Below are 16,867 nucleotides of genomic sequence, written 5' to 3' on the forward strand. Positions count from 1 at the left end.
ATTTAAAGCGATTCTAGTGACAGAAAAAAATGATCAAGTGAGTTATGATCTTCAAAATGTAAGTGTGAATGATTTATCTCAAGGAGAAGTATTAATTAAAGTTGCATATTCTTCAATCAATTATAAAGATATGCTGGCTGTTCAAAAAAATGGAGGTGTTATTCGTAACTATCCGATGATTCCCGGAATTGATTTAAGTGGAACGATCGTTCATACAACAGATCATCGTTTCGTAGAAGGTCAACAAGTGATTGTAACAGGTTTCGCTATGGGCATGAGCCACACTGGAGGTTTTTCAGAATATGCTAGAGTGCCTGCGGATTGGATTGTTCCTTTGCCAAATAACTTGACTTTAAAAGAAGCAATGATTTTTGGAACAGCAGGCTTTACAGCCGCTCTTTCGATCATGGCTTTACAGGAAAATGGAATGAATACAAAAAATCAACCTCATATACTCGTTACAGGTTCAACTGGTGGAGTTGGTAGCATCGCGATACAATTATTATCTAAAATTGGGTACAAAAATATTCATGCTTTAGTGCGTAAAGATCATCAAGTCGACATTGCAAAATCTTTAGGAGCAACTGATGTCATTTTTGCAAACGAGTTAGGAGAGCTCAAAAAACCATTAAACAAGCAAAAATTTGACTTCGTCTTAGATACCGTAGGAGGAGATGTGGCTTCTGTGATCATTCCTCAAATTTCTTATGGTGGAAGCATGAGCATGTGCGGGAATGCAGGTGGAATTAAATTAACAACAACTGTGTTACCTTTTATTTTAAGAGGGATCAACCTTCTAGGGATCGATTCTGTAAATGTACCAATCAATAAACGCAAAGTCATTTGGAACGAGATAGCAAACGAATGGAATATCGCCCAATCGACTCTAGTCAATGAGATTACTCTCGATACGTTACCTGAAACAATTGAAGCCATTAAAAATGGCCAACATTTAGGAAGAACAATTATTAAATATTAAACTCTATTTGAACTATATTATACAAGACTACCAATCCATATACCCCATGCTCTTAGAGCATCAATACCAAGTAAACACAAAGCTAAAAAAGATGAAACTATACTCCACTAAATAATAAAAGAAAAACTCTATTATAAGGGTTTTTCTTTTTTGGAATCGTACTCTTTAATAATATTAATTGGATCAATCGCATCATCATCTTGTGTATATTCCTCTACATAAGGAGTAATTAATTTCTCAAACTGCTTTTCATCATCCACTAGAGCAATACAAGTTTCATACCCTTCAAAATCAGATGGGTATAAATTTGCAACAGCACTACCGGTTTTTAAAGCCTGATCTATCGCATTTTTTAATTCCAATAGACCCTTCCTGTTTCCTAAAATCAATGCTTCTCTGTGATGAGTTTCTTGAGCATATATATTACACATCTCTAAAACATCATCATCGTCCACTTGAATAGACATATAAAAGCACCTCCGAAGTTAAATGTCAACATGCCAAAGAGCCATGACCTCAAACGTCTGATCCCAATAGTGATTGCGGACACCGCAAACAAAAATAGCTCAAACTACTTAACTGTACTTTGCTCCTTTTTATATTTCATTACTTTTATAATTCTATAAACTATTACAGCAACATAGCACACAACTAAGGTAATCAGATATTCAAAAGGAAAATCTCTTTGTACACCTTGATAAAGAAAAATTGCTAAAAGGACTGTAAACAAAATTATTTGAAAAACTTCTTTTTTTATCATCCAAATCCTCCGATATACTTTCACTTACGTTTTATACTTTTAATTACAATCCAGAGAAAGTTATGTTACCGTGAAATTATAAAACAATCAGTCTTAACATTCTACAGTCAGTTCCATATTTAGGATTTAAGTAACAAAATTGAAAGTATGTACTATATTTGTTTTTACCTCAAATTGTTTTCTTCTCTTTCTTCATAAAAACATCCTGAAATTCTTCATAAATTTTTTTCGATTTTTCAGAATCCCATGCTTTATACAGCTCTCGCATAAATATATACAGTGAAATTGGGTAATACCCGGAGTCCCTCCAACAGACACTGAAAGTCTCCTCTTCAAAAAGCTTAATTAATTCATTTGTTTTTTAGTATCTCTATACGCTGCCATCAAAGCAAATGGAGCAATTAATATAAAAAAGACTCCTTTATGGCATATTCTTTTACCAGAATACCATAAGAAGTCTGACGCTTTAATCCACTTTATCGTTTTTTAACCAATTAACCTCCAGAGCTACCTCTTGATGCAACTGTTTGGACATCTTCATGTAGAGGTTGAGTCAAACCGTTTGTAAAGAAAAGTGTACCTAGAGCTACCACAACTAGTGAAAATGTAATAAAAACCGACTTCTTCAATTAATTCACTCCTTTTCCTACATACTGGCTTGCGAGTAAGGCTCTTTTATAGTAATTTAATGATTGTTTCAGCAAGCCTCTCCCCTCTAAATATTTCGCCACATCAACCAGAATTTCCTCTAAATCAACCCATACTCTTTTCTCTTCAAGCTCTAAACACAGATTGTTTATATTGTTCAATTGAGAGTGATTTTTTTCATACAATAGTTCTTTTAACAATTTAAATTTTATTTGAAAAACGTTATGGTTGACTTGTTCTGATAAAGAAATGCCTAGATCTATCCATTCAATCGCGTCATTACTTTTACTGGAGATTTCTATTCTAGAAAGTTCATATAAACATCTCATCTTCAATAAATCTTGATTTTCGATCTCTTTATAACTCAACGTGCGCCTAAATAGTGCTGATGCTTCTTCTAAATTTTCTTTTTTGCTTTCTAGAAAACCCATATTGTAATATAGATGAATGATTAAATGATTGTCATTAATACTTTCGATCATATTCTCAGCTTCACTAAAAAGAGCTCTTGCTTTATCATATTCAAATTGATCAATTAAGTTTAACGCATGTAGCATCCTACAGTTAATCTGTCTTTTGATATATGTTTCATGCGCATTAAATGTGTCACACGCAATTTGTGCATGATATTTTGATAAAAAGGTCATTTTCAAATCATAAAATAGAACTGCGATTTTATAATGAAATTCAGCTTTTTCTATCTCATCATCAACATAAGTCAACTTTTTTTCAGCTATTCTGAAGTAACTTAATGCCTTATCATAATCTTGTAAGTAGTCATGATAGATCCCATTATAAAAGTAGAAGTAATATGACATGAGTTTATTTGTTTTTTCTTCTTTTTCGTCTGGAGCATTCCGCTGAAAGAATGGCTTATCTAAATTTCTGCTAATATTCTGAAGTTTCAGCTTAAGCCTAAAGCTCAAAAGTTGATAGTACAAAAGAATATCTTGATTTTCTTCCATTAAATCAATTGCCCTGTCTATGTCATCTTGCATTTCTATAGCTGCCGATAAATCCCCTTTTTGTATCGCAAGATTCCAACTGTTTAACATGTTCCCTACCTCCTGAGAGGCAATTAATCCTGACATTCCTTTACCCCCTTCTAAACAAATCCCTAGTATAATTCTAACACGCATTTTACAACATATGTAAAGTGAATCTGCTCATAATAGAAATTTTCGGTATCCCGCAAATATGATAATAATTGAATGATATGCAATTATAAGAGTTGGTTAAAAGAGAGAGTAGCCAAAAAGGACTTGATACTTATTTCTTTTAGATTGACCACCTTCATTTTTTAAAAAGAAATTCACAAAATATTGTTTTGAAATTGATATAAAAAGACCTGACTGAGTTTCAGCCAGGTTCACGAAAGGGTCAATCTAAATTATATTATAATGAATTCAAAACAGATAATTAAACATCCGTTCTCATTCACTCTTTGAAAATTCACCCTATACAGTACACTCTACATGCTCTAATTTTGCCTTAATCTAAAAAATCAATATTAACAGCGAAATTTCCAGCTGTTACAGTTATCTGAGGAATTTCAGTTTTTTCAAAAATGTCTACAATTTCAAATAATGTCTTTTTTATAATATCGTTACTTGGCATTGTATCTACTCTTAATATAAGGATTGTGTCAATGCTTGCAGCTACTTCATAAAGAACGTCTTCATCTTTAACAGATTCAATATAGCTTTTTATTCTTTTAAAGAACCACTCTACTTCTTCTAAATCTTGTAACGGATATTTAGTAATTTGATGAATATCGGCTGGATCAGGTGCTTCTTTCTCTAAGATCGCTTCAAGTTCTGCTTTAGTTATATATTCCTCTTCTTCTTCTTCGTATTCACCCTCTGCTACTTCCTCGTCAACACTGTACTCAACTGTATAAAGCCCCTCAATGAATTCATCAAAGGAATCTGCTAACTTAAAGTCTTCTTCCATCTCAACATCAAAATAATGAATTGCAGGATTCTCTTTCGTTTTTCGATAATCCATCGTTACCCAAGTGTGACCATCCCCGTTAATTAAGACAAGCCCTTCTGGCAGCTCCCACTCTTTTATCAAATAGGCACTATCCATAATTCCTTCATCTTCAGCAATTCCCAAAAGATGATTAAATTGAATATGATCCTCGGCTCATGAATTAGAGTGAGTGGTTGGAAAAGCATTATGAATGGTATAACCACCATTCTGTTCTAATATGAGCTTTTTATATGTATCTGGCAAAGTGATACCAAGTTTCTTTTCAGCCTTAGCTATTTCTTCTGCGTTGATCTTTTTTAACGTATAGTAACCTTTCTCGTCTATTTCCCAAAATGATTTCAAGGTGATGCCTCCTAGTAAAATATGCACATAAGTATACCATCTTGCTGAGTATATTTGACAATTTAATGAAAATAAAAGAAGAATATTAGTTACTTAGTCATTCACGCTGTCTATTTTTGTCGAAACAATAGTAAAAAGAAGGTACTTCATGTAAAATTTCCTTTGCACCTAAAAATCAGGAGGATCCAATATGAAGAAATTATCTATATTCATTTTTATTTGTTTAATGATGCTAACAGCTTGCAGTAGCGCAGCATCAAATGAAAAACAGCTCACGACAGCCAATATTATTGAAGCTTTTAAAAGTGCTGGACTTGAAGCAGAAAAACCATCTGATCTTAAACAAAAAGAGTTTGGAAATATAAGAGAAGAAGGAAAAAGGATTCTCGTTCCTTCCTTAGGTGAAAATGCTGGTGGAAGGATTTTTAAATTCGGAAATGAAACTGATTTACAGCAGGCGAAATCTTATTATGATGAGTTAGGCAATGCTGGATCTATGTTCTTCTCTCACACCTATTCAAAAGGAAACTTTTTATTACAAATGAACGGTGAAATGAAAGATTCTGAATTTGAAAAGTATAAGAAAGTAATGGATGAGGAAATAAAATAATTTCATATATTTTCAAAAGAAGGAAGGTCAATAAATGTCATCATTTTGGCTGCTAACAGTTATCCTTACGATTGTTATATTGGGTGTTTCTTTGATCTTTAAAAGAAAGAATGCACCTTTACAGTATGGAATACCATCGATTCTTATTCTCATGAGTATTATCTTATTATTAATAAGTTTTTTCGTAGGAAAGTGGGAAGGTTTAGGATTGGGTGCAATCAGTATATCTTTACTGATTGCATCTGTGATCACTTTAATTATAAATGCCATCTTGAGTTATTTTAGGAGTAAATAACATAGAGCAACTTCCCATTCAGAAGTTGCGTACTTTTTAATCTTCAGGGTACTCAAAGATAACGGACATGCTTTTAAAAGTGCTTCGACCCTTTCAATAATTGGAGGAAATGCTTAAGTGTTACCCTCTTCCCACCTTCCTTACGCTGCGGAATAAGGCTTGGTTCTGCTATATAGTCATTGTCATTTTTGACAGCAACACGAACGACCATATCCTTCCCTAAAATATGCATATGGCCACATTCCTCAGCACCTTTGTTCCGTATCCAGATTACGCCATTGATAAGGGAGGGTGTTTGATTGTTAGTGAGATTCTAATTTGAATTCATTTTTGAAAGAAAATCTTGAAGAACTAATTTTACTGGTGAATTCGCAGTAGTAGCCAACAAATGATTTGCATGCCATTCTATTGGTTTATTACATACCTGATTTGATCCATCTTTCCATGAAACCCTTTCGCCCCAAACGGCAAAAGCATTCCAAGCGCCGCATTCATACTCGCCTCCTGCTGTTCTTTCGAGATCTTTTTCCCAAACATATCTCTACCAGTAATCGCTTCGCTGAAGCCGTTGGTCGCAATGAGGCCGTATAAACCTTTTTGGGATGTCTTTAGGGCATCAAAAGATTTTTGTGACGTCTTGTAGATATCGACCGCTCTGACTGCGGTTGATGTGGCTTGGGTGGTTTTATAGACCGCTTTTCCACCTTTAAAAATGCGCCCTACCCAGCCGACAATTGGGATGTAGCCAGTTGCCGCCATGCCACCTGCAGCGACTCGTTGGCCTGCGGTAAGCTCTTCGCCTGTGATTGGATCGACGCCCGTAGCTGCACGTTTTGCATCATTCACACCGGTTAGCTCATTGACAATGTTTCCCCCATAATCAAGGGCTTTTTCATACCAAGGACGGTTGGCTAGCGCTTTTTGTTCCTTTGCGATCTCGTGGGCTTCTTCTTGTTCTTTTTTAATTTTGAGATATTCAGCAGTTTGCTTCTCAATATCGCTTTTTGCCTTGTAGATTTCACTATCTTGAAATGAAATGGATTTACCGTCATTCGTGGCATTGATCATTTCTGCATACAATGCCATTGTAGCTTGCTGCTCCGTTTCTGACAAAGCATATTCATCTTTTAAATTTTGATCTAGTTTTATTAAGTCTTTTACTGTCTTTTTTCGAACATCTTCAGCATCTTCTATTTTTTCATCAAAGGTTTTGCTATCGAATACCTCCAGTGAAATGAGGTCATCGATATCTTCAAAAATCGTTTTAAGAGCATTTTTTTGATCCTTCACAATGCTTTTGGCGTTTTTGATGCCCATATGTACAGCGTTGTCTAAAAAGTGTTCTTCTACGAAGGTGTCCCCGCCATAGCTCGTATCATCAAGCGTACCAGAAACACCTTCATGGAACGCTTTTTGCTTATCAATAAAGCTGATAAACATGTCTACATTACCCGCTAGTTCTTTATAAAAGCTTTTAATGTTAACCGCACCTTTTCCAGTGAAATCATCACCGAGGTTTGCCACGCCTTGTAGTGCCTTTTTTAAATCAATCATTTGTTCGCGGAGTTCCTGATAATGTTTCGCCCTTGCGTCCATGGCACTGATTAGTGCTTTAGCATCAAGTATCTTCCCCAGAAGAAGTCACTCCCTTCTATCCATTAACAAGGTCAATTTTACCAACGTGATGGCTGTCATTAAATAGGAGTAAAGATACAAAAAACACAACATAAAAGTGGACACCCATTGTGTGGCACTTAAAGCGCCCAATGATCAGCGTCCGCAGGTTCTTCTTTCTGGACAAAATATTCATGTTCGCTTTTTCTCGGCAATGAAAATAAAAAAAGTGCCCATAAACATGGACACTTTGGTTCTATTATTCCCAAAACGCATCGCCTTCAGAATCAATATACTTCTAGAAAAGTTTTAAAGTCTACATAACAGTCTTTAAACAGATAAAGATATCTTCTTCTATATCATTTTATTTATTGTAACGTATCACACAAAAACGCTATGCTTTTATTAAACCATTTTCTTTTAGAAATTGTTCGAACAATGCATCACCTTTATCCTCAATATCTTCATCATCAATATTATACTCTCCAACCAACAAAACAAAATCATCATATTTTTCATATTTTTGTTCAAGTTTTATACCATAGCTTTCTTGATAAAAAAACAATAACCATTTCCCTGAATCTAAACTTTTTAAAAACACTCCTTCATAATCTAAATCATTTTCATAATAGCCTACATGCAAATGCATTGTATCGTCTAAGTTAAGCAACGTTGATCTCCCCTTTAGAAAATAACATGATGATCTTCTAGATTTGGTGGAACATGATAATGCAGAACAGCAGGTCTTCCATGTTTTATAGGTGCATAATCTAGTCTGAATAGTGGTTTTTTTGCTACGTACCTGTATAATGCACCCTCCTGATCCAGGGCCATCAATAATACGATTTTGAGGCGCCTTTAATGCTTTCTGCACATATGGTCTAGCTACTTTCCATCCTTTTTGCATTCCCTTTTTTCCAACTTGAGAAATTAATAATCTTAAAGCAGCAGCCACCACCGGTATCCACTGACCAGTTACACTGTCTTCTTTCAATTCAGCATTCTGACTCTGTAACGCTAAAGTTTCTTCTATTTCAATAAATACTGGATCATTCAAAAGAAAGTCAAATTCTTTATTAAAGTTTGAAACATCTATACTGGTATCCTCGTATCTTGTTCAATCAATTGATCACTAACCACAAGTTCACTATTCAGTGAAGTTACGCTCTAAGAATATGCTGGAGTCACCGCGAAAAACATAGAATAAAAGACAGTACTACTAAAATAAGCTTATTCTTCATATAAACCCTAGTTTCTCAAAAAAATTTAACTGTATCCATAACTGAATACCCATTTATTTTATCTGAATTTTTGATTTTTTCCCATGATTTTTTAGAGATTGTGGATTTATTATAAGAAGAATATTCTTCAAAAAAGAGCGCAGCAAGACCTGCCATGTAGGCAGCCGCCATTGAAGTACCACTACTATATAAAAAAGAACCATCTTTTGAATAACTTTTTATATAATGCCCCGGAAGTAACACATTTAAGGCCATTACCTACAGTTGTCCCTTTCCATATATCACCGTTCATATTTAATGCTCCTACAGCGATAACACCTTCAAATTTAGCAGGGTAGAGTATATCACTCTTTTCTTGTAACCCATAATTCCCAACCGATGATATTACAACAATAAGTGCCTCATCCAAATTTTCAGCCCAAGACTTTGGAACAACCAAAGTATTACCACTAAGGAACCTTACTAAAATATCATCCTCGGCTACTTTAAGTACATAACCTGCTTTATTAAGTTGTTCTCTTTTTCCTTTCTTAGATGCTTTAATCCAGTCTCCTTCTAAGAATTTGTTTTTCATCTGATAATCCTCCACCTTTTCCTGATCCGACTAAGCAGTTCATATAGATGAACACGATGTCCATCCTCTAAGCGATAAAGTAGGAACCACCGTTTTGATCGTTTGCGTGCCATCTTAGGCAGCCCCGTCTTCCTCTTCTTTTTAATCATTCTCGTCAGAATCGTCTTGCACACTTTGAGGGCAATCTAATCATTAGTAGCTGCTTCTCATCTTTCTGCATAGGTACAGCTTCGTTGGCTTGGACCTCATACTAGAAAAAATAGACACAGATTCAATGAATAATTATGAAGAGTATATCTCCAAGATAATGGAGTGGTTTTTTATCACTTTTTTGTGGGTGAATGGTGGGTGGTGCCTGCTTCATTTTAAAATATAAGAAACACTCATAAAAACAAAAATCCCCCTGAAGCCAATGGCTCCAAGAGGATTTCTTTATTAATACTGAGACATATACTGATCGCGTTCCCATGGGTGTACTTGGGTGCGGAACATATCCCATTCGATTTCTTTTGATTCGATGAAGTGCTCGAATAAGTGATCGCCTAGTGCGTTGATCATGACTTCGTTTGACTTGAGCAGCTCAAGTGCTTCTGCAAGTGTTGCAGGTAAGTCAGCGATGCCGTTTTCAAGGCGCTCTTCTTTGTCCATGACATAGATGTTTCTGTCGATTGGCGCTGGTGCGTCTAGTTTGTTTTTGATTCCGTCTAGACCTGCTGCAAGTAATACACTTAGTGCAAGGTATGGGTTTGCAGATGGGTCTACACTGCGTACTTCTACACGTGTGCTAATGCCGCGTGATGCTGGAATACGAATCAATGGGCTGCGGTTTTGTGCACTCCATGCTACGTAGCAAGGTGCTTCATAGCCAGGAACAAGACGTTTGTAAGAGTTCACCGTCGGGTTTGTGACCGCTGTGAAGCTTGTTGCGTGCTTCACGATACCTGCGATAAAGTGTCTAGCTGTCTCGCTTAATTGTAAATCTGCTTTTTCATCAAAGAATGCGTTTTTGCCATTTTTGAATAATGATAGGTTACAGTGCATACCAGATCCGTTTACACCGAACAATGGTTTTGGCATGAATGTCGCATGAAGTCCGTGCTTTCTCGCAATTGTTTTAACAACGAGTTTGAACGTTTGAATGTCATCACAAGAGCGGATAGCGCCTGCATATTTGAAGTCAATTTCATGCTGTCCAGGTGCTACTTCGTGGTGAGACGCTTCAATTTCAAAGCCCATTTCTTCAAGCTCAAGCACGATGTCACGGCGGCAGTTTTCGCCTAGATCTGTTGGTGCAAGGTCAAAGTATCCACCTTTATCGTTTAGTTCGAGCGTTGGCTCGCCTTTTTCGTCTAATTTAAATAAGAAGAATTCTGGCTCAGGTCCAAGGTTGAAATCACTAAATCCTAGTTCTTCCATTTCCTTCAAGATACGCTTTAAGTTGTTACGAGGGTCTCCATCAAATGGTGTTCCGTCTGGCTTATAAATGTCACAAATAAAGCGTGCAACTTTACCTTTTTCTGCTGTCCAAGGGAAAATAACAAACGTGTTTAGATCTGGATATAGGTACATATCTGATTCTTCGATACGTACAAACCCTTCAATAGATGAACCATCAAACATACATTTGTTATCGAGAGCTTTTTCTAACTGGCTCACAGGAATCTCAACATTTTTAATTGTTCCGAGAATGTCTGTAAATTGCAGACGGATGTACTTTACGTTTTCCTCATTTACTAATTTTACGATATCTTCTCTTGTGTACTTTGCCATTTCGTAAAACTCCTCCCCTACAAAAGGTAAAATGTGTATAGCAATGCTTTTGCTAATTGGTTAACGGAAGAACCTTGACATATCCCCCTGCCTAAAGGTCGTTCCTTGTTGGAAACGTCCAGCCTGAATGAGTTCCTTCTTCAGTAGCTTCCTGAGTTCATCATCTGTCAAGTTGTGCTTCGCTGTGGTTTTCTCCTCTGTCTTTGTTTCAGACGATGGATTTTCTGCCTCAGCTTTGGCAAAAAGTTTTTTGATGCCTGCCATGTTTACACCTTGTTCGATGAGGTTTTTGATTTCTAGTAATTTATCAACATCATGGAAAGAAAACAATCGGCGATTCCCATCACTTCTAGCTGGAAATACTAAACCATTTTCCTCATAATAGCGAATTTGTCTTGCAGATAATTCTGTTAGCTGCATGACAATCCCAATTGGGAATAAAGGCATTGAGCGGCGAATGTTATCACTCATCTCAACTGTCTCCTCCTCTTTGCTTAAATTTATTATATGTCATGTTATATTATGTGTCAACGAAATGTTAGGAATATTAACATGGATTTTTTTATCGAGCAGGCACTTCAATAAAACCTTGCTCTAGTAAGGCATCTACAGCACTGCAAATGGCATTTTTCACATGGGCATACGTGAGACCGCCCTGAACATAGGCTGTGTAAGGCGGTCTAATCGGACCATCAGCTGATAATTCAATGCTGGCTCCTTGGACAAATGTGCCCGCTGCCATAATCACATCGTCCTCGTATCCCGGCATATAGCTTGCATGCGGTGTGACATGACTGTTAATCGGTGATGCATATTGAATCGCCTGACAAAATGCAATCATTTTTTTAGGGTCTCCAAATTCTACAGATTGAATCAAGTCGGTTCTTTTCGCATTCCACGACGGGTTTGTTTGGAACCCGAGTTTTTCAAGAAAACGCGCTGTAAACACGGCGCCTTTTAAACTTTGTGCAACAACATGCGGTGCTAAGAAAAATCCTTGATACATTTCCTGAAGCGCATACAGCGATGCACCCGCTTCACTGCCGATGCCTGGAGATGTCATTCGATAAGAGCAAGCTTCTACCCATTTTTCTTTTCCGACGATGTAACCGCCCGTTTTGGCAAGGCCGCCGCCTGGGTTTTTAATGAGAGAACCTGCCATAAGGTCTGCGCCCACATGACACGGCTCTTGTAATTCAGTAAATTCACCATAGCAGTTGTCAACAAACACAATGATGTCCTCATTGATGTCTTTCACAAATGAAATCATTTGTTCAATTTCTTCTATTGTAAAGGATGGTCTTGACGCATAGCCTTTAGAACGCTGAATCCCGATGACTTTTGTTTTTTGGGAAATAGATTCTTTGACTTTGTCGAAATCGACAGATCCATCTTGACGCAAATCAATGGCTTTGTAATCGATCTGAAAATCTTTTAATGAGCCTGTCCCTTCTTTGCCGCGAATCCCGACAATCTCTTCTAGGGTATCGTAAGGTTTCCCCGTCATGTAAATCAATTCATCACCAGGTCTTAGCACACCGAATAAGGCGATGGAAATGGCATGTGTTCCAGAAATGATCTGCGGGCGTACAAGACCGCTTTCCCCTCCAAATACATCCGCATAGATCTTTTCTAACGTGTCTCTTCCCATATCATCGTAGCCATAACCAGTTGTCGGATTAAAATGAGAGTCGCTGACTTTATGTTTCCGGTAGCTTTCAAGAACCCGCCACTCATTTTGTTCGCTCTTTCGATCAATTTGCTGATGTATTTGTGAAATGTCTTGTTCTGCTTCTGCTGCTATTTTTTCTAAAATGGTGCCATGTTTTAAAGTGTGAAACATCGTGATTTAATTCCTTTCCTACAACATATACTTCTTGATTTGTCCTAATATGGTTTGCTCCTCACCACTAAATCCAGTGATGTCATAAAGCTCTGCTTCCTTTTGGAATTCCAGTGATTCCACCAAGGTTTCTGACTTTAAGGCAGATATGAGTTTCCCTTCATATGCTGGAATCCTTACATGATATGGCTTTAAAAAATCTTTTTTCAGTTCAGCCATGATATCCGCTTTTAACCGCTTCACATCTTCCTCGCGCCTAGCACTGATTAAAATGTGGCGCTGCTTTGAGGAAGGGATAAAATCCGGCCGGATTTGGTCTTTTTTGTTATAGACAGTCAGCATCGGAATACGATCAGCTTCTAATTCTTCTAAAAGCTTATGAACCGTTCGTTCATGCCCTTCATAATCCTCATTCGAAGAATCGATCACATGAAGCAAATAGTCTGCTTCTTTTACTTCTTCAAGAGTGGAACGAAATGCTGCAATCAGTGTGGTTGGAAGGTCTTGAATAAAACCAACTGTATCGGAAATCAGTACACTGTAGCCAGATTCAAGTGTCATTTTACGCGTCATTGGGTCAAGTGTAGCAAACAGCAAATCTTCTTCATGGCTATCCGCTTCTGTTAACTGGTTAAACAATGTTGATTTCCCGGCATTTGTGTACCCGACAATAGCGATTTGGAATACGCCATTTTTTTTCCGTCGTTCCCGGTATCTCGTGCGGTGTTCTTTGACTGCAGACAGTTGTCCGTGAATTTCGTGTATGCGGTTTCGAATATGACGTCTGTCTGTTTCAAGTTTTGTTTCACCTGGACCTCTTGCGCCAATTCCGCCGCCTTGTCTTGAAAGGCTGATCCCTTGTCCACTTAGCCTCGGCAAGGCATACTGAAGCTGGGCAAGCTCTATTTGCAGCTTCCCCTCTCTTGTACGGGCTCTTTTGGCAAAGATGTCTAGAATCAATTGCGTACGGTCAATGATTTTCACATCTAAGGCAGTCGCCAAAGCTTTTAACTGGCTAGGCGAAAGCTCGTCGTTAAAAATAATAACGTCACAGTCTAACTCTTCGCAAAGCACTTCAAGCTCTTCCACTTTCCCTTTCCCGATGTAAGTCGCGCTGTCTTGTCTATTTCTTTTTTGCGTCATGATGCTGACAGCTTCACCGCCAGCTGTTTTGGTTAAGGAAGCTAATTCTTCCATAGAATATTGAAAGCGTTCATCCGTTATATGCGGCAGTTGACAGCCGACAAGGATCGCTTTTTCGATCATTTCATGTTCATTCAACGTCAGTTGTTTCCTTTCTGTACTTAAGTTTCAGTAGTACCATCATACCAAACACACCACACGTATACCACCATTCGGAAGGTTTAATTTCTTGTCTCTTTACAAAAAGGATACGCCATTTCAAGAAGGCGTATCCTCTTTCATTTGCAGATCATGGCTTTTAATCGTAAGTAAGTCTTTTTTATCATAATGATCCACAAGAAGCAGCCTCATAGCCTGAGTTCGAATCGCTTTTTCAATGGTGTTTCGCACAAAACGGCCGTTGCTGAATTTGGCAGGACTCGTGGTGCTCTTGATGTGCATTAAATAGTCTCGCAGTTTCCATTCTGCCTCTTGGGTAAAGACATATTCCCGATCGGCCATCATTCGTTTTGCAATATCCATCAGCTGATCGACCGTATAATCAGGGAAGTTGATATTGATCGGAAATCTCGATTGTAGACCAGGATTTAGAGAAAGAAAATGATCCATTTCCTTGGAGTATCCAGCTAAGATTAGGATGAATTCATGCTGCTTATCCTCCATATGTTTTACAAGGGTATCAATGGCTTCTTTCCCAAAATCTTTCTCTCCTCCGCGGGCAAGAGAATAGGCTTCATCGATGAACAAAATGCCGCCTAGTGATTTTTTAATCAAATCTCTTGTTTTTTGAGCTGTATGTCCAATGTACTCTCCAACCAGATCTCCTCGTTCCGCTTCAATTAAGTGCCCCTTTGAAAGAACATTCATTTCAAAGAAAAGCTTCCCGACAAGCCGTGCAACCGTTGTTTTCCCTGTGCCAGGATTTCCTTTAAACATCATATGAAGCGCTTGTTTTCCTACCTTTAATCCTTGTTCTTGTCTTTTTTGATTGACAAAAATCCAAGCATAAATTTCTTTTATGTTTCGTTTCATTTCATCCATCCCGACAAGGCTGTTCATTTCTCGTTCTATTTCTCGTAAGATGCTGTGTTTGGCCTCATTTTTTTGCAAGGCCTCTAAGTATTCTGCCTCTGAATCTGCATCAACCAATACTTGCTTCTGTCCATTAAGTATAATGTTGATTTGGCCGTTATTTTTATATGTGACAGCTCGCTCCAACGTATTCACCTCTCGCTCTTCTCTCTTTAATCTATTCGGGTGGAGCTGTAATCGTGACAATCGCCCGCACTAGCATCGGTTTACTGTCAAAATGACCCGAGATACCGGTTATTGTAGGGGATTGTGCGGTTTCCCAGGAAATGATGTGCTATTTCCATTGTATTCATCCATTTCGGGCGGACAAACCAACAATTTGTTTTTTCTTAGAAAAATGGCGCTTTTTCATCACAAATTGTGCAAAAAAGAGTCTCGATGATTTCCGCATTTTGTACAGGCAATTTTTCTATTTCCTCATAAAATAAAGACGAGGTGATGAATAGATGGTGAAAATTTTTATTGATCCTGGCCACGGAGGAACAGATTCTGGAGCTGCTGCTAATGGACTTTTGGAGAAAAATATCACACTGCAAATTGCGCTTTTTCTGAGGGATATGTTGATTAGTGAATATGATGGGGTTTCCGTCCGCTTAAGTCGTTCAATTGACCAATCCGTCACGTTATCCCAGCGTACGAATGCGGCAAACAGCTGGGGAGCTGACTATTTCGTGTCTATTCATATTAATGCTGGCGGAGGCACAGGTTTTGAAAGTTATGTGTACCCTGGCGTTTCAGCACCAACCACCACGTATCGCAATGCCCTTCATGATGAGATTGTCCGCTCCGTTGATTTTGCCGACCGCGGCAAGAAAACGGCGAACTTCCACGTTCTGCGGGAAACTTCTATGTCTGCCATTTTAACTGAAAACGGTTTCATCGATACGGTAGCTGATGCAAATAAGCTCCGTAACGCTACTTTCCTTCAAGGGATCGCTCGTGCTCATGCCACTGGATTAGAAAAAGCCCTTCAATTGAAAAAAAAAGCAAGTAACCTATATAAAGTGCAAGCAGGGGCTTTCAAGGTCAAAGCCAATGCGGATGAACTAGCAGCTACACTCAGATCCAAAGGATTTGAAGCGCTGGTCGTACTGGATAGCGGCATGTACCGAGTCCAAGCTGGCGCTTTCCGTTCAAAGCAAAATGCAGATGACCTCGTCGCTCGATTAAAGCAGGCCGGTCACGACGCATTCGTTTTTCAATAATCTAAAAAACAAACCGGCTCAAGTCATCTTTAGAGCCGGTTTGTTGTCTATCCAATTATGCTAAAATGTTCACGACAAATTGAGACCATGTTTCAAGACGATCGAAGTACTCAGGCTTTTTCAAATCTGTTACTTTCATCCATTCGCCTGAGATTTGATCTGTTTCTTTTACTTCTACATGAGCACCCGGTGATAATTCAAGGGCTGATAACAGTCCGATGTGCACACGGCCGACACTGTTGTCATCATCATTAATAAGTCCAAGGGTTTTCATCTCAAGTTTGTCTTCTTCTTGAATCGAAAGTTCCTCGTCCAGTTCACGATCGGTATTTTCTTTTAGAATCTCAGCAAATTTTTTCCCTTCAATGAAATTCATATGACCGCCAAAGCCAAGAGATAACTTATGATGTAAGCGAGTCTCTCCCCCGCCTTGAAGTCTTTCATATACATATACTTCGTCCTCACGCTTAATGACAACATATGGAATTGGCTGCTTAAAGTCAGGATTTTCTTCTGCATCGCCTCTTCGCATTTGCTCGAAGTGCTCTTCGATTTCTTTCATAATGGTGCTGATTGTTTTCTCTTCACTATTCACACCATTAAACGCAAGTGTTTCGTTTTGGAACACGCGTGCGCGCGGTGCAACTAAAATCATTTCGTCCATTTTTCCCATGTTCGGTAACCTCCAGTATGTAACACATTGTTAGAAATGGCAAAAAGCCAAAACGAGTGATGCGTTTTGACTTTTACGCTTTC

15 protein-coding genes and 2 pseudogenes are annotated in these 16,867 nt (G+C 38.0%); 4 read left to right on the forward strand and 13 right to left on the reverse strand.

Annotation, left to right across the window (positions count from 1 at the left end; all coding sequences use genetic code 11):
* Nucleotides 1-979 (forward strand): YhdH/YhfP family quinone oxidoreductase (locus LCD34_RS15925; protein WP_224559744.1); only part of this gene is annotated, 979 nt, incomplete at its 5' end.
* A 131-nt stretch (nt 980-1,110) separates the two neighbouring features.
* Here the strand turns inward: LCD34_RS15925 and LCD34_RS15930 are convergent.
* From LCD34_RS15930 to LCD34_RS15940, 3 genes and pseudogenes are all read right to left on the reverse strand, one after another.
* Nucleotides 1,111-1,446: a hypothetical protein gene (locus LCD34_RS15930; RefSeq protein ID WP_224559745.1), complete on the reverse strand. Its 336-nt coding sequence runs from the start codon at nt 1,444-1,446 to the stop codon at nt 1,111-1,113.
* Between the two features lie 922 nt (nt 1,447-2,368).
* On the reverse strand, nt 2,369-3,478 hold the full coding sequence (locus LCD34_RS15935) for a hypothetical protein (protein ID WP_224559746.1): 1,110 nt from the start codon (nt 3,476-3,478) through the stop codon (nt 2,369-2,371).
* 400 nt (nt 3,479-3,878) lie between these two features.
* Nucleotides 3,879-4,724: pseudogene (locus tag LCD34_RS15940) on the reverse strand (SMI1/KNR4 family protein).
* Between the two features lie 190 nt (nt 4,725-4,914).
* Here LCD34_RS15940 and LCD34_RS15945 point away from each other — a divergent pair.
* Together LCD34_RS15945 and LCD34_RS15950 are read left to right on the forward strand one after the other, a co-directional pair.
* A complete protein-coding gene (locus LCD34_RS15945) occupies nt 4,915-5,334 on the forward strand; it encodes a hypothetical protein (protein ID WP_017367294.1) in 420 nt (139 codons plus the stop codon).
* A gap of 34 nt (nt 5,335-5,368) precedes the next feature.
* Nucleotides 5,369-5,629: a YesK-like family protein gene (locus LCD34_RS15950; protein WP_224559747.1), complete on the forward strand. Its 261-nt coding sequence runs from the start codon at nt 5,369-5,371 to the stop codon at nt 5,627-5,629.
* A gap of 435 nt (nt 5,630-6,064) precedes the next feature.
* Here the strand turns inward: LCD34_RS15950 and LCD34_RS15955 are convergent.
* The 9 genes and pseudogenes from LCD34_RS15955 to spoVK form a co-directional block, all read right to left on the reverse strand.
* A pseudogene (locus tag LCD34_RS15955) lies at nt 6,065-7,264 on the reverse strand (ribonuclease YeeF family protein); the annotation flags it as partial.
* A 373-nt stretch (nt 7,265-7,637) separates the two neighbouring features.
* A complete protein-coding gene (locus LCD34_RS15960; protein WP_224559748.1) occupies nt 7,638-8,300 on the reverse strand; it encodes a DUF3986 family protein in 663 nt (220 codons plus the stop codon).
* A gap of 199 nt (nt 8,301-8,499) precedes the next feature.
* Nucleotides 8,500-8,655: a hypothetical protein gene (locus LCD34_RS15965; protein ID WP_263490855.1), complete on the reverse strand. Its 156-nt coding sequence runs from the start codon at nt 8,653-8,655 to the stop codon at nt 8,500-8,502.
* A 13-nt stretch (nt 8,656-8,668) separates the two neighbouring features.
* Entirely contained in the window at nt 8,669-9,058 is a 390-nt protein-coding gene (locus tag LCD34_RS15970; protein ID WP_035700856.1) for a S8 family serine peptidase, read from the reverse strand.
* A gap of 435 nt (nt 9,059-9,493) precedes the next feature.
* Nucleotides 9,494-10,828: a type I glutamate--ammonia ligase gene (gene glnA, locus LCD34_RS15975; RefSeq protein WP_007499421.1), complete on the reverse strand. Its 1,335-nt coding sequence runs from the start codon at nt 10,826-10,828 to the stop codon at nt 9,494-9,496.
* 60 nt (nt 10,829-10,888) lie between these two features.
* Nucleotides 10,889-11,299, reverse strand: a complete 411-nt coding sequence (locus LCD34_RS15980) for a MerR family transcriptional regulator (protein WP_007499423.1) — start codon at nt 11,297-11,299, stop codon at nt 10,889-10,891.
* A gap of 91 nt (nt 11,300-11,390) precedes the next feature.
* On the reverse strand, nt 11,391-12,671 hold the full coding sequence (locus LCD34_RS15985) for an aminotransferase class I/II-fold pyridoxal phosphate-dependent enzyme (protein WP_007499425.1): 1,281 nt from the start codon (nt 12,669-12,671) through the stop codon (nt 11,391-11,393).
* An 18-nt stretch (nt 12,672-12,689) separates the two neighbouring features.
* Nucleotides 12,690-13,952: a GTPase HflX gene (hflX, locus tag LCD34_RS15990; protein ID WP_017367291.1), complete on the reverse strand. Its 1,263-nt coding sequence runs from the start codon at nt 13,950-13,952 to the stop codon at nt 12,690-12,692.
* Nucleotides 13,953-14,072: 120 nt separating this feature from the next.
* Entirely contained in the window at nt 14,073-15,032 is a 960-nt protein-coding gene (gene spoVK / locus LCD34_RS15995) for a stage V sporulation protein K (protein WP_008344008.1), read from the reverse strand.
* A gap of 320 nt (nt 15,033-15,352) precedes the next feature.
* Between spoVK and LCD34_RS16000 the strand changes: the two genes are divergently transcribed.
* Nucleotides 15,353-16,111, forward strand: coding sequence for an N-acetylmuramoyl-L-alanine amidase (locus LCD34_RS16000; protein WP_008344009.1), 759 nt, complete (start codon nt 15,353-15,355; stop codon nt 16,109-16,111).
* A gap of 55 nt (nt 16,112-16,166) precedes the next feature.
* Here LCD34_RS16000 and LCD34_RS16005 read toward each other — a convergent pair whose 3' ends face one another.
* Complete coding sequence (locus tag LCD34_RS16005; RefSeq protein WP_048002221.1) at nt 16,167-16,784, reverse strand: hypothetical protein; 618 nt, start codon at nt 16,782-16,784, stop codon at nt 16,167-16,169.
* Between the last annotated feature and the right edge of the window lie 83 nt (nt 16,785-16,867).

The organism is Bacillus sp. RAR_M1_44, assembly GCF_020165935.1.
GTDB classification, from domain to species: domain Bacteria; phylum Bacillota; class Bacilli; order Bacillales; family Bacillaceae; genus Bacillus; species Bacillus altitudinis.